This window comes from Actinomadura fulvescens (genome assembly GCF_039533225.1).
Classification (GTDB): Bacteria; Actinomycetota; Actinomycetes; order Streptosporangiales; family Streptosporangiaceae; genus Spirillospora; species Spirillospora fulvescens.
In genome coordinates this window covers 904,025-922,989 of sequence record NZ_BAAATD010000002.1, presented here as the reverse complement: position 1 = coordinate 922,989, position 18,965 = coordinate 904,025, and the positions used below count along the sequence as shown (strand labels likewise).

Genomic DNA, 18,965 nt, shown 5'->3' with positions numbered 1-18,965 from the left:
TGCGTCGGGCGATGAGCAGGAGTGCCACAGGTCATGTGCCTTCCGGCCAACAGATCCAGGACGGATCGCACTTATCGGTCACGATCAGGCGGTTCTAGCTTCGTGGAGTCACTTCGCATCCACGAGAGGCCACCCTCATGCGATCACTGTTGGCTACCACTTCGCTCGCCGCCGGGCTGGTGGTGCCCGCCGTCGGGTCCCCAGCCGCCGCCCAGGACTGCCCCGACGTCCGGGTGCCCGGCGCGCGGCACAGCGTCACCGCTTGCCTGCGTGACCTGACCACGGCCGGGACCGTGGCGTCCGGGCATACCGATCCCGCCGACTGGGCAGGCCTGGTCGCCCCGGGCACCACCACGCCTTCAGGGGTGCCGGGCGTTCAGGTCGACGGCTACTTTCCGGACACCTCGACGACGAACACCAACCACGGATGGAAGCACGACTCTCAGTTCGTGCTGCGTCTGCCAAAGCGCTGGAACGGCGGCCTGGTCGTCGCCGGGCCGCCCGGGACCCGCGAGCAGTACGCCAACGACCCGATCATCAGCGACCAGGTCCTCGCCAAGGGTTACGCCTATGCCGCCACCGACAAAGGCAACACCGGCCCGAACCTGGCGGCGGACGGAGCCCGGTCCGGCGACGCCATCCTCGAATGGCACCACCGCTTCACCGAGCTCACCCGCGCCGCCAGGAAGGCCGTCGCCCGCCACTACGGGCGTTCTCCAGCCCGCACCTACGCCGCGGGCCTGTCGGCGGGCGGCTATCTGGTGCGGTGGCAGCTGGAACGTCACCCGTCGCTCTACACCGGCGGCATCGATTGGAACGCCCTGATCTTCACCCCCGGCACCAGCCTGCTCACGACATTGCCGCCCGCGCTTCGCGCCTATCCGCCCTACACGAGGGGTGATTCCAGCGCGCATGCCGCTCTGCTTGCCGCGGGCTACCCGGCCGGATCCGAACCGGCGTGGCCGTTCAGCTACCAGAACCTGTGGGGACCACTCCAGCAGCAGGTGCGTAAGGAGCTTGACCCGTCCTACACCGGTGACGAAGCCGCCTACGATCTCGTCTCGCGCCCACGCGCGGTCCAGCGTGCCGTCGCCCGCGTCTCGCTGACCGGCCGCATCGGCCGTCCCCTTGTGAGCGTCCAGGGCACGCTCGACGCTCTGACCCCGCCGTTCCGTTACGCCGCCACCTACGAACGGCTCGTCGCCGAAGCCGGGCGCTCGGCCCTGCACCGCAAGACCCGCGTCCCCGGCGGCCCCCACACCGACGGCCTCGTCGCCCTCTCTCCGACGACCTTCCGCCCTATGCTCCCCGCCTTCGCTGCCGCCTTCACCCGGCTCGAATGCTGGACCACCCGGTAGGCTCCGGACGCTCAGACGGCGAGGAGACCACGCCCTGTCAGAGCAGCCCGTGGTCGTGGGCGTAGATGGCGGCCTGAGTGCGGTCGCGCAGGCCGAGGCGGGTCAGAATGCTGGACACGTGGTTCTTCACCGTGCCCTCACTGACGTAGAGGCGTCCGGCGATCTCGCGGTTGGTGGCGCCGGTGGCGATCAGGCGGATCACGTCGAGCTCGCGTGCGGTGAGGGTGGAGTCGTTGGCGGCCGGTGGGTCGCGCAGGGCGCCCAGCAGGTGGCCGGTGACGGCGGGTGCGAACTGGTCGACTCCGGCGTTCACCAGACGGACGGCCTGCGCGAGTTCGGCGGCGGGCAGGTCTTTGAGCAGGTAGCCGCTCGCGCCGGCCCGCAACGCGGCGAAGACGTACCGCTCGTCGTCGAAGGTCGTGAGCATCAGGATCCGGCAGTCCGGCAGGCTCGCGCGCAGGAGGGCCGTGGCCTCGATGCCGTCCGTCCCGGGCATGCGGACGTCCATGAGCACGACGTCGGGTGTGAGGGCGAGCGCCTTGTCGACGGCCTCCCTGCCGTCCTCGGCGACCGCGACCACGGTCACGGCGGGCTGGAGGCCGAGCAGGGAGGCGATGCCCTCGCGGATCAGCCGCTGGTCGTCGGCGACGAGCACCCGGACGTCCTTCATCGCGACGTGCCCGGGACCGTGGCCGTCACGCGGGTGCCGCTGCCGGGCGCGCTGTCGATGCGGAGTGAGCCTCCCACGAGTTCGAGGCGCTCGCGCATACCGCGTACGCCGAAACCTTCGGTGGACGTGAAGCCGCTGCCGTCGTCGGTGACCACAAGACGCGCCTCCCTGCCGTCCAGGACCGCTTCTACCGTCACCTTGGTCGCGGCGGCGTGCCTGCGGGCGTTGGTGAGGCTCTCCTGGGCCGCGTGGTAGAGCGCCGTCAGCGCCGGGCCGTCGAACCTGGACTCGTCACCGGTGACGTCGACCGTGACCCCCATGTCGAAGCGTGCGGCCATATCCGTCAGTGCGGTCGAGAGCGACACCCGGCCGTCAGTTCGCAGGCCGCCGACCGATCGCCGCACGTCCTCCAGCGCCAGCCGCGCGGACTCGCGGGCGTCTTCCAGCGCCTGGGCGGCGGTCTCCGGGTCGAGGGTGCGGAACGCCGCCGACTTCTCCAGCTGGACGGAGATCACGGTCAGATGATGCCCCACGTTGTCGTGGATGTCGCGGGCCAGCCGGGCCCGTTCGGCGGCGATGGCCAGCTCGGCGGCCTGGTCGGCGTACCGGTGCGCCACGGTCGCCATGGCGATCGCGAAGACCAGTCCGATCACGAACATCAACAGGTCCGAGACCGCTTCGGAGTCGGTGTACCAGCCGGGCCGGGTGGCGAGCGCGGCGACCACGGCGGCCAGGCACCCGCCGGCGAGCCCGTATCCGGCGCGGCGGCCGAGCGTGAAGTAGCCGATGAACGGGATGAGCAGGAACAGCGAACGGCCCGTACCCGAGCAGTCGAGCACGGCGACCGACACGTAGAGACCCGCGCGGACCGCCAGCATGAGGGCCGCCGGCCGATGCCGGCCCACCGCTTCGAGCACCAGCAGGACCGCCAGCGCACCGACGAAACCGGCGGTACGCGGCGTACTGGCATGGCACAGGCCGGCCACCTGTCCGTACAACCCCGCCACCAGAACGGTGACGTACAAGAATGTCGCCAACCACGACACCATGCGAGGCATGCGCTCAGACTAGGAGCAGTGCCCCTCGGCCGATATGGAACGGCGACGACACTGGCCAAAGGTCATGGGTCGGGCAGCGACCTGACGTGCGGGCACGGTGCGCCACGTTCCGCCGTCGTCGGCGGACACCTCGACCGTGACGTTCCGGACCGTCGCGCCCGGCGCGTCCCGGTTGCGCTCCAGGCGAAGGACCAGGCGATCTTGACCCCGGTCGACAGTATGCATATGGGCCGGAGTGCTCGGCTTGGCGAACAGGGGGAGCCTCGGCCGTGCGCGAGGGGTCGTGGCGGGTGTCTCTAAGCCGGCGACAGCCCCGGGGTTTCGTCCGGGCCGCCGCCGTCAGTGCGGCGCGGCCTCCGCCACCACGCGGTGACGGCGAACGCGATGACGGGAACGACGATCGCCGCCAGGTCGGTGGGCACGAAGGGGCCGACGAAGGTGATCGCCGGAGTCAGCGACGTGATGGTGATCAAGGCGCCGAGGGGCACGGCCAGCAGGAGCATGGTCCGCCTGCCGACCGGGGACCACGCGGCGGTGCCCGCGGCCCAGCCGTACAGCAGCGGCACGAGCACGGTCAGCGGCCACAGCTCCGTCGGCTCGGAGAACACGAACCACGGCGCCGCCGCCAGCACCAGCCCGGAGGACAGGCACCACAACAGCAAACCGTGGCTCCGCATGAGCTCCAGACCGGAACGAGGGGCAACCGGCACGCTGAGCAACAAGGCCGCCACCAGCGCAACGGCCACCGACTCGTACGACGCCATGCCGGCGGCCGGATCGGAGTCCACACCCAAGTCCGCCGCCGCGGCGGTACCGGCGAGCGTGGCCCACGCCCCGAACACCGTCAGCGTCCGGCGTCCGGCCCAAACGCCCGCGGCCATCAGCACGGTCGTCGCCGGGACGATCACCGTGAGCGGATCCGGGGAGCCCAGCAGGTTGCCGAGCCCGTGATAGACCAGATTCGGCAACGCCATGATCAGCATCAACGCGGCCAGCGCCGCCCCGGCCGTCGCGGCCGCCTCACGCCACCGCGCGCGGGCGGCGCGGCCGAACGAGCCGCGCAGGCGCACCCGCACGGCACCCAGCAGCAGGTCGGCCGCCTCACGAACGCCCGGGCGGCGCCTGCCGTCCTCGGAGGCCGCCAGCAGAACGCCCACCAGCTCCTCCTCGTACTCCTGGCGGTAGGCGCGCGGGTACCAGGCCAGCAGCTTGCGGTAACCGGTCTCCAGTGACGTCATGACGTTCCTCCCGCCAGGCGACGGCCACCGGTGGCCAACCGCTGCAATGCGCTGTCGGCGTTGCGACGCATCCGGTCGGCCTCGACGGCCAGCCGCTCGGCGCCGGTGGCCGTGATCCGGTAGTAGCGGCGCAGCCGGGTGTCCACGACCTCCTCCCGATCCACCTCCACCAGGCCCTCTTCGCGGAGCCGGTCCAGCGCCGCGTACAGCGTGCCGGGCCGCAGCTTGACGCGCCCGCCGGAGATGTCCGTGACCTCAGTCATGATCGCGTAGCCGTGCTGGGCCTCCGCCGCCAGCACGGTCAGGATCAGGAACGAGGGTTCCTGCATCGGTCTGACACTCATGCGCCATGTATATACCGATGACGAGAGTATGACAAGACATCAACCGAGCCGGCCGTCCATCTGTTCTCGTGTGAGCAACGGTGCGCGGCCACCTTGCTGACTGCCTCGTGACCGGCGGGCGGACGCGTGGACGCGTCCGTGTGACAACGCCGTTGAGCTGGGAAGGCTACTGCCCATGAACCAGCATTGGAACGGGCGTGTCGTTGTGGTGACGGGGGCCAGCGGAGGGATCGGCCGTGCGACCGCGAGGGCGTTCGGCGCGCGCAAGGCCCGGGTGGCGCTGATCGCGCGCGGTGAGGCGGGGCTGCACGCCGCCGCCGAGGAAGTCACCGCGGCCGGTGGGCAGGCGCTGGTGCTGACCGCCGACATGGCCGACTTCGCCCAGGTGCGGGCGGCGGGACGGCGCGCCGAGGCCGAGCTGGGGCCGGTGGAGGTCTGGATCAACGCGGCGTTCAGTTCGGTGTTCGCGCCGTTCAGCCAGATCGATCCGGCCGAGTTCAGACGTACGACCGAGGTCACCTACCTCGGCTTCGTTCACGGGACCAAGGTCGCCCTGGAGCTGATGACCCCGCGCGATCGCGGCGTGATCGTGCAGACGGGCTCGGCGTTGGCCAAGCGCGGCATCCCCCTGCAGTCGGCCTATTGCGGAGCCAAACACGCCATCCAGGGCTTCCATGAGTCACTGCGGACCGAACTGCTGCACGACCACAGCGGCATCCAGACCACGATCGTGCACATGCCCGCGGTGAACACTCCGCAGTTCGACTGGGTGTTGTCCAAGCTGTCCAAGCGCCCCCAGCCGGTCCCGCCGATCTACCAGCCCGAGGTCGCCGCCCGGGCGCTGGTACATGCGGCCCAACATCCCCAGCGGCGCGAGTACTGGGTGGGCGCCAGCACCGTCGCGACCCTGCTGGCCAACAGGATCGCCCCGGGCCTGCTCGACCGCTACCTGGCCCGCACCGGGTACGGCTCCCAGCAGACCGACCAGCCCGCGGACCCCCACCAGCCCGTCAACCTGTGGGAGCCGGCCGACGGCCGCGATGGACGCGATTTCGGCGCGCACGGTGACTTCGACGACCGGTCACACGCCCACAGCCCGCAGCTGTGGATGTCCCGGCACCGGCGAGCCCTCACCGCCACCACGCTCGCCGCCGCATGTGCCGCCGGCGCCGCCACGCTGCGCCACCGCTCACAATGACCTGGGGATCGCCGCGCGCCTCGCGGTGACCGGTCAGCTGTCGGCCGCGAGGGTGACGCCCAAGCCGATGAACACGGTGCCGGTCGCGGCGTCGATACGGCGGCGCACCGCCTGGCGGGCACGCAGCCAGCCGCCGATCCGGCCGGCGAGGACGCCCACCGTTCCGTCGGCCAGGAACTCCAGGACGATCAGGACGCTGCCGAGGATGGCGAACTGCAGCCAGACCGGTCCCGCGGCGGGGTCGATGAACTGCGGCAGGAAGGCGACCATGAACGTGAACGTCTGCGGGTTGGCCGCGGACGACACCACGCCGTTGAGGAAGGCGCGCCTGCCCGGCATCCCGCTGCCGGCCAGATCGTCGGCCTGGCCGTTCCTGCGGTTGCGGATCATCTGGACGCCGAGGTAGATCAGGTACGCGGCGCCGGCGATCCGCAGCACCGTGAACACCACCGGGAACGTCGTCAGCAGCACCGCCAGCCCGGCGGCGGCAGCGGCGATGTACAACGCGTCACCGGTGATCACGCCGAGCGTGGCCAGCAGCCCGGCCCGGGCGCCGCCCTTGAGGCCGCATCCGAGGACGAACAACATGTCGGGCCCGGGGGTGATGAGGGCGATGATGGTGGTCATGGTGAACACGGCGAGCAGATGCGGATCGATCGGCATGCGATGATCTTCCCATCTCACCGCCGGGGCACCTCGCCTAGTCAAGCGTTTGACTAGAACGTTCCCCATTACGATGACCACCATGGGCGGGCGGGCTGGACGTGCCAGGCGGGTCACCGCGGCGGATGTGGCGCTGGCCGCCGGGGTCTCCACCACGACGGTCTCCCTGGTCGTCAACGGCAAGGACACTCGCCGCGTACTGCCCGAAACGCGGCAGCGCGTGCTGGCCGAGGCACGCCGGCTCGGCTACCAGGTGGACCGGCGTGCGCGGAGTCTGGCGACCGGACGATCCGGGATCGTCGGCTTCGCCGCCACGGGACTGTCGAACTCGTTCTTCGGCTCCGTGCAGATGGGGCTGCTGGAGGAGTTCGGCGACCGTGTCCAGATGTTGTCGGTCGCCACGGAGGTCGGGCACACCGGCGCTCGCGCGAACATGACCACGCTCCTGTCGGTCGGCGTGGACGGCGTGATCGTGGAGGCCGACGCCCTCGACGTGGTCGGCGACCGGCCGCCCGTACCGATCGTCCTGCTCGACTCGCCCGGCGGGCCGCAGGAGTTCGTGCGCGTCAACTTCGACCTCACCACGGGCGCGGATTCGCTGGCCGCCCACCTGCTCGAACTAGGGCATCGCCGCATCGGCTACCTCCAGGCGGGCCGCAACGGCAGCACCTTCGCCGTGCGCTTCAAGGCGTTCGCCGACCGGATCCGCGCGGCGGGCGGGACCGTGGTCGAGGCCACGTCCGCCATCAACATCGAGGGCGCCTCCGAGCGCATGCTCAAGGTGTGGCCCGAGTGGGACGCGCTCGGGGTGACGGCCATCGTCTGCGCCTGCGACGTCCTGGCCTACGGAACGCTGGACATCCTGCGGAGCCTGGGGGTCGGCGTACCGGATCGCGTCGCCCTGGCCTCCTTCGACGACCTTCCGACCGCCGCCCTGATGAATCCCGCGCTGACCTGCGTTCACCTGCCCGCCCTCGAACTCGGCCGGCAGGCGGCCCGGGTCTTCCTCGACGTGCTGGCGGGGAACACCGCCGCCCGCGAGGTGGTGCTTCCCTCCACGCTGGTCGTGCGCGCCTCGACGGGACCGGTGGCCGGCCGCTGACGGCGGCCGATCTGCAGTCAAACGCTTGACCACGTTCGGCGAAGTGGGATATCAACAGCTCACCCGAATCAGGACATCGGCGTCCTACCGATCTGGGCCCTCACACCTGAAGGGGCGTTGCCGATGAAACCGTCCGCTCTCCGCCGGGCCGCGCGCGCATGCGCCGCCCTCGCGACCGTCTCAGCCGTGGTCACGGCAGGAGCGGGGATCGCGTCCGCCACCCCGCGACCCGGATCAGGGGGCGGCGCCCTCGTCGTCAGAACCGACCTCGGTGTCGCTCGTGGCCTCGACAACGGTTCCAGCGTGGAGTTCCTGGGGCTGCCGTTCGCCGCGCCGCCGGTGGGCAAGCTGCGCTGGAAGCCGCCTGTCCCCGCGCGACCATGGCGAGGCGTCCGGGACGCGACCAGGCCCCACCAGCAGTGTTCCGCCGTGGCCGGAGGCGACGGCCTCGAAGTGGTCAACGAGGACTGCCTGTACCTGAACGTCTACCGCCCCGCGAAGGTCTCACCCGGCAAGCGGAAGCTGCCGGTGATGGTGTTCATCCACGGCGGCGCGTCCACCCAGGGCTCACCCGGCATCTACGACGGCCGCAAGCTCGCCGACGCCCACGAGGCCGTCGTGGTCATGCCCGCCTACCGCCTCGGCGTCTTTGCCGGGCTCGCGCTGCCCTCCCTGACCACCGAGTCGGCCGACCGTTCGTCCGGGAACTACGGCCTGCTCGACCAGCAGGCGGCATTGCGCTGGGTGCGGCGCAACGCCGCGGCGTTCGGCGGCGACCCGCGCGAGGTCTCGGTCCTCGGCCAGTCCGCCGGCGGAAGCGCCGTCTGCCACCAACTCGTCTCCCCGACCGCTGCGGGGCTCTTCACGAGCGCCGCGATCTGGAGCGGCGGTTGCTCGGCGCGTCAGCAGGCCGACGCGTACGTGGCCGGAAAGCGCGTGGCCACCGCTCTGGGCTGCGAGGACGCCAGGTGCCTGCGCGCGCTGCCCGCCGACAGGGTCTTCCGTGCGGCGCAGGGGGTGGCCGGAGGCAACAGCGGCAGCCCGGTGATCGGCGGACGCGCGCTCCCGCTGGACCCGATGCGGGCCATCACCACCGGCCGGATCAACAAGGTCCCCGTCGTGATCGGCGTCGCCCGCGACGAGTGGATGGGCTTCGCCTTCGGCCTCTACCCGCTGTCGCCCGAGGGCTACGTCAAGGAGGTCACCGCTAAGGTCGGGCAGGCGAACGCGCAGCGCGTGCTGTCGGCCTATCCGCTCCGCGACTACGAGCACACCGAGTACGCGATGGGCACGGTCAACACCGATCAGTACATCTGCAGGACGCTGCAAACGGCCGGCCACCTCGCATCGAAGACCCGTACCTACTTCTACGAGTTCGGTGACCGCGACGCACCCCAGTGGCGGTCGATCGGAACTCCGATGCCCCCGCCGCCCGGGTACCACGCCGGGGCCGCCCACACCACGGAGATCCAGTACGTCTTCGCCTACAAGGCCACCCCTGGGGCACTCAACGCCGCACAGCTGAAGCTCTCCCGGCAGATGCGGAACTACTACCTTTCCTTCGCCGAGAAGGGCACGCCCAAGGCCTACGACGGCCCCCGCTGGCCGACGTTCGACGCGGCGAGGCAACGGAGCCTGTTCCTGGACACGGTCAACAAGAACAACCCCGTCGGCACCCACGTCAGCACCAGCACCGGCGACCGCCACAAGTGCGGCCTCTGGAATTCGCTCTGACCATGCTCACCGCCCTGCGAGGTGACCGGTGATGAGGATCGCCGTGGTCGGTACGGGCGTGACCGGGCTGAGCTGGGCAGAACTGTTCCTGTCGTACGGACACGAGGTGATCGCGGCCGATCCCGACCCGGCCGCCGAAGAGCGGCTGCACGCGGCTCTGCCGGGCCGGGACGGGCTGTCCTTCACCGCCGACCCGGCCGAGGCCGCGGCGGAGGCTGATTTCGTCCAGGAGAACGGCCCGGAACGATCCGACGCCAAGGACGAGATCTTCGCCGTGCTCGACCGGGCGGCCCCCGCCGGAGCGGTCCTGGCGAGCAGCTCGTCCAGGTTCATGCCAAGCCGGATCCAACGGGCCTGCGCACGCCGTCCGGAGCGGATGCTCGTCGGGCATCCGTTCAACCTGCCGCACCTGGTCCCGCTAGTGGAGGTGGTGCCAGGCGAACAGACCTCGCCGCAGGCCATCGAGATGGCGATGTGGTTCTACCAGGAGCTCGGCAAGAAGCCGATCCTGGTGCGGCAAGAGCTGCCCGGCCACGTCGCCAACCGGCTGCAGGCGGCGCTGTGGCGCGAGGCGTCCTCGCTGGTGCACCGCGGAGTCGTCACGATCGCCGAGATCGACACCGCGATCAGCCATGGCCCGGGCCTGCGCTGGGCCGACCTCGACGACCCGCGCCTCACCCCCGAACTCGCCAGCGATCCTCGTCGCCGGCGCTCTACGAACGGGAGGCGGCCCGTCCGCGGTGTCAGGCGGGCTTGCGGGCCTCGATGAGGAAACGGGTGGTGTGCGCGACGAACGGGCCCTGGTCGTTGATGCGGTCGTGCAGCTGCCGCAGCCGGTCGCGATACTGGTCGACGGTGAATCCGGGCACCATCCAGATCACCTTCCGCAGGAAGTAGATCACCGCGCCGACGTCGAAGAACTCGGTGCGCAGGGACTCCGAGCGCAGGTCGACGACCTCCAGGCCGGCCGCCTCGGCCGCCCGCCGGGCGTCGCCCGGGTGCCGCCCGGCCGGAGCACGCGGGCGAGCTCCTGCCACCACACGGTCACCGGATGCCGGCTGACCACCAGATCGAAGGCCTCGTCGGCGAACGGAAGCGGCGGCTCGTCCTCGTCCGCGACGACCACCACGCCCAGCGGATGCAGCAGCCGGGTGGCCTTGGCCACGTTCGGCGGCCAGGACTCCGTCGCCGCGACCAGCGGCGGCAGCGTCGGCACCCCGGCCAGGACCTCCCCGCCGCCGGTCTGCACGTCCAACGCGGCCGAGGCGCGGGCCATCCGCTCGCCCATGAGCCGCTGGTAGCCCCACGACGGGCGTTGTTCGGTGGCCCGGCCGTCCAGCCAGGAGAAGTCCCAGCCCTCCACCGGGGCCGCCTCCGCCTCCCCCACCAGTTCCTCGAAGCTTCGCGCCATACCTGGATCGTCTCAGGCCCGCGCCGGCGGAGTCATCGCGAGAAGCCGTTGAGGAGGGCGTCGACCATCTGGGCCGGCTCGGGCATCGGCAGGCCGATGAGGACGCGGTAGACCACCAGGCCGACGACCAGGTCCGACAGCAGCCACAGATCGGCGTCGGGAGACAGCTCGCCCCTGGCGATCGCGCGGTCGTAGATCGCCCAGTCGCGTTCCCTCTTGTCGCGCATGCTGGTGCGGATGACCTCGGCGACGCCCGGGTCCCGGCCCGCCTCGCCGAAGATCTCCCTGGTCATCTTCGTGAACTCGGGTACCTGCACGCCGGCGAGGGTCTGGGTGACGATCACCGTCAGGTCGCCTTCGAGTGACCCGGTGTCGGGGGTCTCGGGTACCTGGGCGTCGAGAGCGAACGCGAGTGCTTCGAGCAGCATGTCGCGTTTGGTGGCGTAGCGGCGGAACACGCTGGCCCGGCTGACACCGGCGGCGGCGGCCGCCTCGTCCATGGTGAACGACACGCCCTTGGTCACCAGCAGGGTGACCGCGGCCTCCTTGATGCGCGCATCGATGCCGGGATCGGGCTTGCGTCCGCGTGCCTTCATTGTGATACTCCAAGTATCAGAAACTGTAGGTCTCAAATTAAGGACAGGACAGAGGGTACTCATCGCCGGCGGAGGTGTCGCGGGACTGGCCGCGGCGCGCGGGCTGACCGCGGCGGGTCATGACGTCGAGGTGTACGAGGCGGCCGCCGCCTGGAGACGCTGGAGACCTGGTCCGTACGCGAGCGCACGCTCGGCAAGATCGACCTCAGCGTGGCCGAGCGCCGCTTCGGCGGCCTGTACTCCATGCACATCGCCAGGCACGAGCTCGTGGAACGCCTCGCCGACGGCGTGCCCGTCCATTACGGCCACCGGATCGAACGGGCGGGCGCTCGGCAGCATGGCTCCGGCCGAGCACGGGAAGGTGCTGTGGTGGTTCGACCTGCGCGCCAAGCCGGGCAGCCCGTTCTGGGGGGACGCGCCCCACCTGATGGACCGGCTGCGCGAACGGTTCGGCCACTGGCCGGAACCGTTCCCCACGGTGCTCGCCCAGGCCGAGACACCGATGTTCTATCCGCACTACGGCCACCGCGTGCCGGACGTCTGGAGCCGCGGCCCGACCACGCTCATGGGCGACGCCGCCCACACGATGTCACCGGCGATGGCGGCAAGGACCACTGGCGGGCCTCATCCCCGACACGTTCTCCACCAAGTCCACCCTCTCCTGGCTCCACTCGGCCAGCGGCTACCTCCAGCAGGAAGCCTGGCACGAGCGCCCCCTGGCGACCCCCGTCACCGAATGACGAGCATGGAGGTGGTCAGGCGGCCAGACCTGGGCCTGGCCGCCGTTCGGTCCTCTTCCGCGCGGCTTCCGGGACGGTTTGTTACGGCCTGCCGGGGAGATCGCCCGACTTGTTCACAACGCCGCGCTGGAGGACCGCGGTGGTGGCGGTGACCATGCCCTTCTTGGCCGCCTTGGTGTCCTCCACCATGTAGCCGCGCTCGCCCAGGTAGTTCAGCGTCTTCTTGTCGAAGATCCATTCGCTGCGCTCGCCGTGGGCGACCAGCGCGACGGCCACGCCGTGCCGGCCCGCCGCGTCGACCGAGTCGGGCACCACGAGGACGCCGGGGATCTTCGCGGCGGCGCGGTAGATGGCGGCGGCGAGCTTGGGCGGCAGGATCTGCTCGCTCAGGAGCCGGCCGAGTTCCTGGAAGGCCGCGGCGTTCCGGGCGGCCGGGTCGGCGGTCTTGCCGGACTTCGGGATCTTCGCGTAGACGCCGGCCAGCAGAGCGCCCGGCTCGGTCGGCATGGCGGCGAGCTTCCGGTAGGTCAGGTCGTTCCTCGAACCGACCAGCACCATCTTCTTTGCCCAGCCCGCCTCCCGGATCAGGCCGCGCTTCCCCGGGCTTTGCGGCAGCCAGATCTCCCGCTCCCGCAGCGGCTGCGGAACCCGCGGTCCGTTGCCCGTCTGGGTGGTCCACGCGACCTTGCTCTTGATGTAGACGAACTGGTTGTCGCGCACAGGCGAAGTGGGCCGGTGTTCGGCGGCCAGCGAGATGCGGTCCAGCAGCACGGTGGCGCCGTTCCCGCCGCCGGGCTTGGCCGCGGGCGGGGGTGGGGTGTCACCGCTGCCGTGCAGGCCGGTGAACAGGCCCGCCGCCACGGCCGCGGCGGCGAGCGGGGCCGCCAGCAGTACGAGTCGGCGGCGCTTGGGCCGGTGCGGGGCGGTCGCGGGCTCTTCGATCTGCAGCATCAGATGCTCCTTGAGGAGGTGGTGCCGGCCGTCGGAGAGCTCCGGGTCGCCCGGGGGCGGAAGGAGCCGCACGAGCTCGGCGAGCTCGCCGGGTTCTGGTCCGCGCTGTGGGGTGCCGTTCATGAGTGCCTCTCCTGCTTCGACCGGACCGCGTTCGCGCGGTCGTCACTGATGAGCTGTCCGCCGCCCGGCGAGGGTTCCCGTTCGTCGTCGGTGAGTTTGCGCAGGCGGGCACGGGCCCGTGACAGCCGCGAACGCACAGTGCCCTGCGGAACGCCGAGTGCTTCGGCCGCCTCCGCGTAGTTCAGGCCCGCCCACACACAGAGCGTGAACACCTCACGTTCGGCCTTGCGCAACCTGCCGAGCGCGGTATGTGCGGCGGCCAGCTCCTCGGCGTCGGCGAGACGGCCCACGAGCTCGTCGGAGAAGTCCGGCACTACGCCCCGGCCGGGCATCCGGCTCAGCGCCGCCTCGTGCCGCCGCGCGGACCGGGCGGCGTTCCGCAGGACGTTGGTCGCGATACCGAGCAGCCAGGGGCGCAGCGACTCGCCCTCCAACCGGACCTTCTCCCGCAGGCGCCACGCCTCCAGGAAGGTGAGCGACACGATGTCCTCGGCCGCCGCCCAATTCCCGGTGACCCGGACCGCGTAGCGGTACACCACTCGTGCATGCTCATCGAATAGGTCCCCGAACGCGCCGGGGTCACCTGCCCGTATCCGGGCTCGCGTTGACAACTCCACATCCTGTCCTGTCCGGCGGCCCCGCCGGGTTCCGTGTGACCCCGGTCACTGTAGGCGGGCGACTTGACCTCAAGTTTGGTTGAGGCCCCAAGATCAGGTCCATGACGGAAACCAAGAGCTCAGCGCGTCGGGTGGCAGTGATCGGCACAGGAGCCATCGGCGGTGCGGTGGCACGCCGGCTGCTCGCCGAGGGGCACCACGTGGTCGTGTGGAACCGGACCGCGAGCCGTTCGGCCGATCTGGTGAACGCGGGCGCGAGGCCGGCGGGATCGATCGGCGAGGCGGCATCCTCCGCTGAGCTGATATTGCTCACCCTCACCGACTACGCGGCGGTCCGGCAGTGCCTTGCCCAGCTGGACGGCGACCTGTCCGGGCGGACGATCGTCGTGATGTGCACCGGGACCGCCGACGAGGCGCGGCAGGCCGCCCGGCAGGTCGCCGCACTGGGGGCGCACTACCTCGACGCGGGCGTCCAGGCCTCGCCCGAGATGATCGGCACCGAAGCGGCGACCATCCTGTACAGCGGCTCGCGGCCCGCGTTCGAGCGGCACCACGCCATCCTGGGGCTGCTGAGCGAGCCGCGCTTCGTCGGGGAGACGCCCGAGGCGGCCGCGATCTGGGATCTCGCCCTCTTCGGCGTCTGGTACGACGCGCAGCTCGGCCTGTTGCGGGCCCTCGACACGGTGCGCGAGGCCGACATCGACGTCGCCGAGTTCGCGCGCACGGCGGCCACCCAACTCGGTCACGTGGTCACAGCGGTCCCCGCCACCGTCTCCGAGCTGCGGGAGGCCGACTATCCCGCAGGACCTGCCAACCTCGCCGAGCACCTCACGGTCGTACGCCACCTCATCGGGCTGCGGGCCGGCCGGCGTCTCGGCGACGGAGGACTGCCTCCGGTGGCGGCCAGGATCGAAGAACTCATCGCGGACGGGCGCGGAGACGAGGGACTGACCGCGGCGATCGGGTGACGGCGCCACGCGGCGATGCCGGTCAGCTGGCTTTGAGGCACGGGCTAGGCGGCGGCGGAGATCCGTGTGCCGATCCGCAACCAGTAGGAGGTGGTGACCGTTTGGCGGGGCGGGGCGGTGATCTGCGGGTCGGCCGCCGCCTGCGCGCATCCCGCGGCCGACAGCTTCACCAGGGTGTCGCTGGCGTTGACGACCGTGGTGACGGGGCCGAAGGACGACGTGGGCGTCGTGGTGCACTGGCCGGGCGGCGGCGCCGTCACGACGAACATCACCTTTCCCGACGGGTCGTAGCCGCACACCTGGCCATTGCCGCAGATCCAGGGGACGGAGGCGTGCGCGGGAGCGCCGATCACCAGCGTCCCGGCACTGAGGGCGAGCGCCAGGACGGCCATCCCGGCGCGGTTCCTGTACGAAGCGACGAAGTCCACCGAAGACTCCTTCCGACCCTGGCATTGTGCACGGCGTGGGCCGGTACGGCGAGGTCATCCGGCGGCCGGCGGCGGCGATCCGCCTGGAGAACTTCGGCGGGAGCCGACGGTCCGGGCCATGAAGGCTTCGATCCGGCCGTCGGCCGCGGCGGTCCGCCACAGCCGCGCCGTCGTCGCCTCGCCCTCGCGACGATCGTCGGCGTCGCCGCGCAACTGCCGCTTGGTGTGCCGGAGGACGTCGGCGGGCACGGCGGTGGCCAGCCGGCCGGCCACGGCCAGGGCACGGTCCAGCAGTTCTCCGGGCTCGGCCAGCTCGTCGACGAAGCCGTGGGCGAGCGCCTCGGCGGCGGTGTGGTTGCGGCCGTCCAGGATCGCCCGGCGCGCGGCGACCGGCCCCAGCGCGTACTCCATGATCTCCAAGGCCACGGCCGGGAACGGCACCCCCACGTACAGCTCGGGTACGCCGATCGTGCCCGTTCCGGCCGCCATGACGCGGTGGTCGCAGGCCGCGGCCAGTACGCAGCCCCCGGCGATCGCGTGGCCGTTGACCGCGGCCACCACCGGCTTGCCCGCCTCGAAGACGGCACGGAACGCACCCGTCAGCGCCGGCAGGTAGTCGTCGACATAGCCCGCGCCGCCCTCGACGATGCGCGCCAGATCGACCCCGGCGGAGAACGCCCGTCCCGTGCCGGTGAGCACCACGGCCCTGGCCGGCCCGGCGTCCAGGTCGCGCAGCGTCTCCTCGATCGCCCGGCACAGCTCCAGGTCCAGGGCGTTGACCTTGCCGTGCGCCAGCCGCACGACCCCGATCCCGTCGGTGACATCGACCTCGATCACAGCGCTCCCTCCGAGCGGAACCCATTGGACTCGGCAGGCTACCGGGCTTCGGATTCAGGTCCCCGGTGAGAGGGACCGGGTTTTCCCCTCGGCGAGGGACGACGACGGTCGACGGCCTTCCGTAGCGTTCCGGGAATGCGAACAAACCGTTGTTCTCCCGGTGCCAGAACGGTCGCGGTCGCGGTCGGAATGATGGGCGTTGTCGGTGCGTGCGGCGGGGACCCTGACCGAGGCGCCGCCGCGCTCCGGCACGCTGATCGCCCTGTTGCGGCATCGGCACCGGAACGTACCGACGCGTCCATTCAGAGCTTTCTCGACAAAGCTTTGCCGAAGGGCCCCGGCGGAACGGTCGTCGCGGCCCACGATGGCAGGCTCGTTCATTGCAAAGGCTTCGGACTGGCCGACCGCGAAAAGAAGGTTCCAGCGCGCTGCGACACCGCCTACGACATCATGTCCATCACCAAGCAGTTCACCGCCGCCGCCATCATGAAGCTGGAGCTGATGGGAAGGCTGCGGGTGTCCGATCCGATCAGCCGGTACCTCGGTCCCGTGCCCGCGGGCAAACGAGAGATCACCCTCCACTCGCTGCTGACGCACACGGCGGGCCTGGACGACGACGCGATCGGCGGCGACGACTATGAGCCGGTCTCGCGCGACGGCATGCTCGGCATCGTGCTGAAATCCAGGCTCCAGTCCGTTCCGGGCGCCGCGTTCCACTACTCCAACGCGGGATACAGCGTCCTGGCGGCGATCGTCGAGAAGGTCTCGGGCGTCGGTTACGAACGTTTTCTCGCCCGGCACCTGTTCGCGCCGGCCGGGATGACGCGGACCGGGTACGTGCTGCCGAAGTGGGACCGTGACCAGATCGCCGTCGAATACGACGAGGACGGCCGGCGGAAGGGCAGGCCGAACGAGCACCCGTGGGCCGCCGATGGCCCGCACTGGTTTCTCCGGGGCAACGGCGGCGTGATTTCCACGCCGCGCGACATGTTCCGTTGGCATCGCGCGTTGGAAGGCGACCGGATTCTTTCCCGTCAGGCCAAACGGAGGATGTTCAAGCCGCACGTGGCCGTCGGCGTCCGGAACGGCTTCACGTTCTTCTACGGCTACGGCTGGGGAATCACGCTCGCCGGCGGCCGCAGGATCATCGAGCACGACGGCGGGAACGACTGGTCGTTCGGCGAGTTCGCCCGGTTCCCCGACCGCCGCGCGATGGTCTTCTGGATCAGCAACCACGCCCACCGGAAGGGTGTCTGGGACCTTCCGGAGCAGAACGCGGAACTGACGCTCGGCATCGAGGCCCGCGCCCGCGACTGACCGTGCCTGTGATTGACCGCGTCCGCTCAGATGCCGAGCAGGTCGACCAGGTCGTCGGCGTGCTCCTCTTCCTCCTCCAGGATCGACTCCATCAGCCGCCGGGTGGTCGGGTCGCCCTCCCCCAGCCACCTGATGATCTCCTGGTAGGTGGAGATGACGATGCGTTCGGCCTCCAGGTTGTCGCGCAGCATCGTGTTCAGGTCGTTGTCGGGCGGCGTGGTGTAGTCGGTGTGGGAGCGCTGGGCGAGCTTGGCCGGATCGAAGTCGGGCGAACCGCCGAGCTGGTTGATGCGCTCGGCCGCGCGCAGCGCGTGGTCCATCTCCTCCTTGGCGTGCTCGGTGAACTCGGCCGACACCTGCGCGCGGTCGATGCCGGAGGCGCTGATCGCGTGGCGGGTGTAGCGCAGCCAGCAGACGACCTCGGTCGCGACCACATCGTTGAGCACCTCGATGACGCGGTTCTTGTCATGCCCGTAGGTGCCGGTGACCGCCCCGGCGTCCATCTTCTGGCGGACCTGCTCGCGGATTCTGGTGACGTCCAGGACGAAGTCGTCGCTCATGGAAAGGGCTCCCGGCTGTTGGAAAGGCGGTGAACGGACGCCTCGTTGATTCCCGGACACGTTCCAAGAGAGGTCCCGGAAGGGGTAAAGCGCGGAGCATGATCGCGGCGGTGCTCGGCCGTGAGCTCGGCGAACGCCCGGATGGCGGCGGTCTCGGCGGCGGTCGTCCACATCGGCGCCAGGTGCTTGGCGCCCGCGTCGCGCATGGGCACGAGGTCGAGGCCCTGGTACGGGAAGTGTTCCAGCAGCGTCGTGATGCTGACGTAGAGGCCGCGTCCCAGGGCGACGAGGAGCATCAGGTCCTCGACCGTGCGCTCCCGGCCGCCGCCCATGGTCATCACATCGTCGGCCGTGTAGCGGAGGACACGGCCGGACGGGGCCGAACGCGGCGTCCACAGGTCCCGCAGCTCCGGGCGGACGGTGTTGCTCGGGTTGAGCAGCTCGTAGTTCGCCAGGTCGTCCCAGGACACGGTCTCCAGCGCGGTCAGAGGATGCCCCTGGGGGACGACGACCGCGCGAGGCGTGCTGATGAACGTCGAGCCGACGGTCAGGCCCGCGGCGGCCACCACCCTCGGGTCTCCGCTGGGCGCCCAGGCCACGACGATGTCCCACTCCCCGGAGGCCAGGGCATCGTAGGGGATGAGTGCGGCGGGCAGCGGGATGGAACTGGCCTCCACGCGGCAGTCGGCGTAGCGCGCCTGGAAGGCGGCCACCATCGGCGCGATGTAGGCCCCGGCTCCTGGAAGGTAGCCGATCCGCAGCAGGCCGCCGACGCTGGTCGCCGCCTCCTGGCATTCCCGCAGAGTCCCCATCAGCTGCTCGTAGCCCGCCAGTGCCCCGGCGCGGAACCGTTCGCCCAGCAGGGTGAGCCGCACCTTGCGGCTCGTGCGCACGAACAGCGCGGCGCCGATCTCACGTTCCAGCGAACGGATCATCTGGCTGACCCGGCCCTGTGTCACACCGAGGCGAACGGCCGCTCTGCCGAAATGCAGTTCGTCGGCCACTGCGAGGAACGCCTCGACCACACGAAGTTCCATGCCGTCCCTTCTCGT

The 18,965-nt window shown here is 70.7% G+C and carries 20 protein-coding genes and 2 pseudogenes; 8 read left to right on the top strand and 14 right to left on the bottom strand.

Annotated elements, in window-relative coordinates; all coding sequences use genetic code 11:
• Positions 1-149: 149 nt before the first annotated feature.
• On the top strand, positions 150-1,358 hold the full coding sequence (locus ABD333_RS11030; protein WP_344540211.1) for a tannase/feruloyl esterase family alpha/beta hydrolase: 1,209 nt from the start codon (positions 150-152) through the stop codon (positions 1,356-1,358).
• 37 nt (positions 1,359-1,395) lie between these two features.
• On the opposite strand, the gene ABD333_RS11025 is transcribed toward ABD333_RS11030, so the two are convergent.
• The 4 genes from ABD333_RS11025 to ABD333_RS11010 all read right to left on the bottom strand — a co-directional run bounded on the left by ABD333_RS11025 (position 1,396) and on the right by ABD333_RS11010 (position 4,668).
• Positions 1,396-2,028 carry a response regulator gene (locus tag ABD333_RS11025; RefSeq protein WP_344540210.1) on the bottom strand — a complete coding sequence of 211 codons (633 nt, stop codon included), beginning with the start codon at positions 2,026-2,028 and terminating at the stop codon, positions 1,396-1,398.
• Positions 2,025-3,065, bottom strand: a complete 1,041-nt coding sequence (locus ABD333_RS11020) for a sensor histidine kinase (RefSeq protein WP_344540208.1) — start codon at positions 3,063-3,065, stop codon at positions 2,025-2,027. Before ABD333_RS11020 ends, ABD333_RS11025 begins: the two co-directional genes overlap by 4 nt.
• Before the next feature lie 317 nt (positions 3,066-3,382).
• Complete coding sequence (locus tag ABD333_RS11015) at positions 3,383-4,324, bottom strand: hypothetical protein (RefSeq protein WP_344540206.1); 942 nt, start codon at positions 4,322-4,324, stop codon at positions 3,383-3,385.
• Positions 4,321-4,668 (bottom strand): PadR family transcriptional regulator, encoded by a 348-nt coding sequence (locus ABD333_RS11010; protein WP_344540204.1) that lies wholly within the window; start codon positions 4,666-4,668, stop codon positions 4,321-4,323. Before ABD333_RS11010 ends, ABD333_RS11015 begins: the two co-directional genes overlap by 4 nt.
• 175 nt (positions 4,669-4,843) lie before the next feature.
• Here ABD333_RS11010 and ABD333_RS11005 point away from each other — a divergent pair, with 175 nt between their 5' ends.
• Positions 4,844-5,866 (top strand): SDR family oxidoreductase, encoded by a 1,023-nt coding sequence (locus ABD333_RS11005; RefSeq protein WP_344540203.1) that lies wholly within the window; start codon positions 4,844-4,846, stop codon positions 5,864-5,866.
• A 33-nt stretch (positions 5,867-5,899) separates the two neighbouring features.
• Here ABD333_RS11005 and ABD333_RS11000 read toward each other — a convergent pair whose 3' ends face one another.
• Positions 5,900-6,529: a LysE family translocator gene (locus ABD333_RS11000; protein ID WP_344540202.1), complete on the bottom strand. Its 630-nt coding sequence runs from the start codon at positions 6,527-6,529 to the stop codon at positions 5,900-5,902.
• An 82-nt stretch (positions 6,530-6,611) separates the two neighbouring features.
• Here ABD333_RS11000 and ABD333_RS10995 point away from each other — a divergent pair, with 82 nt between their 5' ends.
• The 3 genes from ABD333_RS10995 to ABD333_RS10985 all read left to right on the top strand — a co-directional run bounded on the left by ABD333_RS10995 (position 6,612) and on the right by ABD333_RS10985 (position 10,134).
• Positions 6,612-7,631: a LacI family DNA-binding transcriptional regulator gene (locus tag ABD333_RS10995; protein ID WP_344540201.1), complete on the top strand. Its 1,020-nt coding sequence runs from the start codon at positions 6,612-6,614 to the stop codon at positions 7,629-7,631.
• A 186-nt stretch (positions 7,632-7,817) separates the two neighbouring features.
• Positions 7,818-9,365 (top strand): carboxylesterase/lipase family protein, encoded by a 1,548-nt coding sequence (locus ABD333_RS10990; RefSeq protein ID WP_344540199.1) that lies wholly within the window; start codon positions 7,818-7,820, stop codon positions 9,363-9,365.
• Between the two features lie 31 nt (positions 9,366-9,396).
• Positions 9,397-10,134: a 3-hydroxyacyl-CoA dehydrogenase NAD-binding domain-containing protein gene (locus ABD333_RS10985; RefSeq protein WP_344540197.1), complete on the top strand. Its 738-nt coding sequence runs from the start codon at positions 9,397-9,399 to the stop codon at positions 10,132-10,134.
• Here ABD333_RS10985 and ABD333_RS10980 read toward each other — a convergent pair.
• Positions 10,109-10,776: pseudogene (locus ABD333_RS10980) on the bottom strand (class I SAM-dependent methyltransferase). The gene ABD333_RS10985 and the pseudogene ABD333_RS10980 sit on opposite strands and share 26 nt — an antisense overlap.
• A gap of 32 nt (positions 10,777-10,808) precedes the next feature.
• Complete coding sequence (locus ABD333_RS10975) at positions 10,809-11,372, bottom strand: TetR/AcrR family transcriptional regulator (protein ID WP_344540195.1); 564 nt, start codon at positions 11,370-11,372, stop codon at positions 10,809-10,811.
• Between ABD333_RS10975 and ABD333_RS47480 the strand changes: the two are divergent.
• Positions 11,275-11,478: pseudogene (locus tag ABD333_RS47480) on the top strand (hypothetical protein); the annotation flags it as partial. The gene ABD333_RS10975 and the pseudogene ABD333_RS47480 overlap by 98 nt on opposite strands.
• Positions 11,479-11,489: 11 nt before the next feature.
• Here ABD333_RS47480 and ABD333_RS10965 read toward each other — a convergent pair.
• From ABD333_RS10965 to ABD333_RS10955, 3 genes are all read right to left on the bottom strand, one after another.
• Positions 11,490-11,711 (bottom strand): hypothetical protein, encoded by a 222-nt coding sequence (locus ABD333_RS10965; RefSeq protein ID WP_344540479.1) that lies wholly within the window; start codon positions 11,709-11,711, stop codon positions 11,490-11,492.
• Between the two features lie 482 nt (positions 11,712-12,193).
• Positions 12,194-13,186, bottom strand: coding sequence for a CU044_5270 family protein (locus ABD333_RS10960; RefSeq protein WP_344540194.1), 993 nt, complete (start codon positions 13,184-13,186; stop codon positions 12,194-12,196).
• Complete coding sequence (locus ABD333_RS10955; RefSeq protein WP_344540192.1) at positions 13,183-13,803, bottom strand: RNA polymerase sigma factor; 621 nt, start codon at positions 13,801-13,803, stop codon at positions 13,183-13,185. The genes ABD333_RS10960 and ABD333_RS10955 overlap by 4 nt, the downstream gene beginning before the upstream one ends.
• 101 nt (positions 13,804-13,904) lie before the next feature.
• On the opposite strand from ABD333_RS10955, the gene ABD333_RS10950 reads away from it, so the two are divergent.
• On the top strand, positions 13,905-14,771 hold the full coding sequence (locus ABD333_RS10950) for an NAD(P)-dependent oxidoreductase (protein ID WP_344540190.1): 867 nt from the start codon (positions 13,905-13,907) through the stop codon (positions 14,769-14,771).
• A 44-nt stretch (positions 14,772-14,815) separates the two neighbouring features.
• On the opposite strand, the gene ABD333_RS10945 is transcribed toward ABD333_RS10950, so the two are convergent.
• Both ABD333_RS10945 and ABD333_RS10940 read right to left on the bottom strand, forming a co-directional pair.
• The gene (locus ABD333_RS10945) at positions 14,816-15,199 is read right to left on the bottom strand and encodes a hypothetical protein (protein WP_344540188.1); all 384 of its coding nucleotides are present in this window, start codon (positions 15,197-15,199) and stop codon (positions 14,816-14,818) included.
• Positions 15,200-15,253: 54 nt separating this feature from the next.
• Positions 15,254-16,036 carry an enoyl-CoA hydratase/isomerase family protein gene (locus ABD333_RS10940; protein ID WP_344540187.1) on the bottom strand — a complete coding sequence of 261 codons (783 nt, stop codon included), beginning with the start codon at positions 16,034-16,036 and terminating at the stop codon, positions 15,254-15,256.
• 324 nt (positions 16,037-16,360) lie between these two features.
• Between ABD333_RS10940 and ABD333_RS10935 the strand changes: the two genes are divergently transcribed.
• On the top strand, positions 16,361-17,353 hold the full coding sequence (locus tag ABD333_RS10935) for a serine hydrolase domain-containing protein (RefSeq protein WP_344540186.1): 993 nt from the start codon (positions 16,361-16,363) through the stop codon (positions 17,351-17,353).
• 26 nt (positions 17,354-17,379) lie between these two features.
• Here ABD333_RS10935 and ABD333_RS10930 read toward each other — a convergent pair whose 3' ends face one another.
• Together ABD333_RS10930 and ABD333_RS10925 are read right to left on the bottom strand one after the other, a co-directional pair.
• On the bottom strand, positions 17,380-17,913 hold the full coding sequence (locus tag ABD333_RS10930; protein WP_344540185.1) for a ferritin-like domain-containing protein: 534 nt from the start codon (positions 17,911-17,913) through the stop codon (positions 17,380-17,382).
• Positions 17,910-18,950, bottom strand: coding sequence for a LysR family transcriptional regulator (locus ABD333_RS10925; protein ID WP_344540184.1), 1,041 nt, complete (start codon positions 18,948-18,950; stop codon positions 17,910-17,912). Before ABD333_RS10925 ends, ABD333_RS10930 begins: the two co-directional genes overlap by 4 nt.
• Positions 18,951-18,965 lie beyond the last annotated feature (15 nt).

Excerpts from the sequence above, each read along its gene's own strand:
- ABD333_RS10975 (WP_344540195.1), bottom strand. The coding sequence starts at position 11,372 with ATGAAGGCACGCGGACGCAAGCCCGATCCCGGCATCGATGCGCGCATC.
- ABD333_RS10985 (WP_344540197.1), top strand. The coding sequence starts at position 9,397 with ATGAGGATCGCCGTGGTCGGTACGGGCGTGACCGGGCTGAGCTGGGCA.
- ABD333_RS10965 (WP_344540479.1), bottom strand. The coding sequence starts at position 11,711 with ATGCTGCCGAGCGCCCGCCCGTTCGATCCGGTGGCCGTAATGGACGGG.
- ABD333_RS11015 (WP_344540206.1), bottom strand. The coding sequence starts at position 4,324 with ATGACGTCACTGGAGACCGGTTACCGCAAGCTGCTGGCCTGGTACCCG.
- ABD333_RS10930 (WP_344540185.1), bottom strand. The coding sequence starts at position 17,913 with ATGAGCGACGACTTCGTCCTGGACGTCACCAGAATCCGCGAGCAGGTC.
- ABD333_RS11000 (WP_344540202.1), bottom strand. The coding sequence starts at position 6,529 with ATGCCGATCGATCCGCATCTGCTCGCCGTGTTCACCATGACCACCATC.
- ABD333_RS10925 (WP_344540184.1), bottom strand. The coding sequence starts at position 18,950 with ATGGAACTTCGTGTGGTCGAGGCGTTCCTCGCAGTGGCCGACGAACTG.
- ABD333_RS10960 (WP_344540194.1), bottom strand. The coding sequence starts at position 13,186 with ATGAACGGCACCCCACAGCGCGGACCAGAACCCGGCGAGCTCGCCGAG.
- ABD333_RS11005 (WP_344540203.1), top strand. The coding sequence starts at position 4,844 with ATGAACCAGCATTGGAACGGGCGTGTCGTTGTGGTGACGGGGGCCAGC.
- ABD333_RS11025 (WP_344540210.1), bottom strand. The coding sequence starts at position 2,028 with ATGAAGGACGTCCGGGTGCTCGTCGCCGACGACCAGCGGCTGATCCGC.
- ABD333_RS10950 (WP_344540190.1), top strand. The coding sequence starts at position 13,905 with ATGACGGAAACCAAGAGCTCAGCGCGTCGGGTGGCAGTGATCGGCACA.
- ABD333_RS10995 (WP_344540201.1), top strand. The coding sequence starts at position 6,612 with ATGGGCGGGCGGGCTGGACGTGCCAGGCGGGTCACCGCGGCGGATGTG.
- ABD333_RS11010 (WP_344540204.1), bottom strand. The coding sequence starts at position 4,668 with ATGAGTGTCAGACCGATGCAGGAACCCTCGTTCCTGATCCTGACCGTG.